Origin of the sequence: Acinetobacter sp. USHLN143, assembly GCF_037145695.1 — a bacterium.
Taxonomy (GTDB): domain Bacteria; phylum Pseudomonadota; class Gammaproteobacteria; order Pseudomonadales; family Moraxellaceae; genus Acinetobacter; species Acinetobacter fasciculus.
The window spans coordinates 1-910 of record NZ_JBBCWZ010000176.1; the positions used below are offsets into that span (position 1 = coordinate 1).

At 48.0% G+C, this 910-nt stretch carries 1 pseudogene; it reads left to right on the forward strand.

What is annotated here, in order from left to right:
• Window positions 1–910, forward strand: a pseudogene (locus WFH18_RS17520) (IS66-like element ISAba17 family transposase); the annotation flags it as partial.

Sequence of the window (910 nt, forward strand, 5' to 3'; positions counted from 1 at the left end):
AAAACAAATCCATCTCTGGGATGAAGCGGTTGAAGAAGATATTGCAGCGGTTGATCTGGAACTGGAACGACTGAATGCAGATAAAACCAATGCAGCTGCACAGAAAGCCCCAGTCAACAAACCTAAACGTCGGCTGTTGCCAGATCATCTACACACCCTCCGTATTGAGCATGAACCTGCATCAACCCAATGCAGTTGTGGCTGTACCTTGCGTCGTATCGGTGAAGATGTCAGTGAAAAACTGCATTTCAGACCGGCACAGTTCTATAAGGAACAGCATGTGCGTGGTAAATGGGTCTGTGATCAGTGTGACACTCTGACTCAGCAAGCGATGCCAGCCTATGTGATTGATAAAGGCATTGCTTCACCTGAATTGCTTAGCCATGTGCTGGTGTCAAAGTATGCCGATCATTTGCCTTTGTACCGTCAACGTCAAATCTTTCTACGCGCAGGTGTTGATCTGTCTAGATCAACGTTATCTGACTGGATTGGCCGCTGTGGGGTGGAACTGGAACCTCTGGCCAATGCCTTAAAACAGGTGGTACTGCAACAGCAGGTGATCCATGCAGATGAAACACCGGTGACGGTCATGCAGATGGGTGAAAATGAGAAAAAGCCCAAAAAAGGTTATGTCTGGGCCTATGCCAGCACACAGTACAATCCAGTTCAGGCAGTGATCTATGACTTTCAAGATAGCCGTTCTGGCCAGCATGCTGAAGACTTCCTGAAAGGCTGGCAGGGTCATTTGGTCTGTGATGATTACAGTGGTTATAAAGCACGCTTTAGATCAGGTCAGGTCATTGAGGTGGGCTGCATGGCCCATGCACGTCGTAAATTCCATGAACTGCATGTGACCGGGAAAAGTCAGGTCGCTGAACAGGCATTAGTGCTGATTCAGAAACTGTATGGG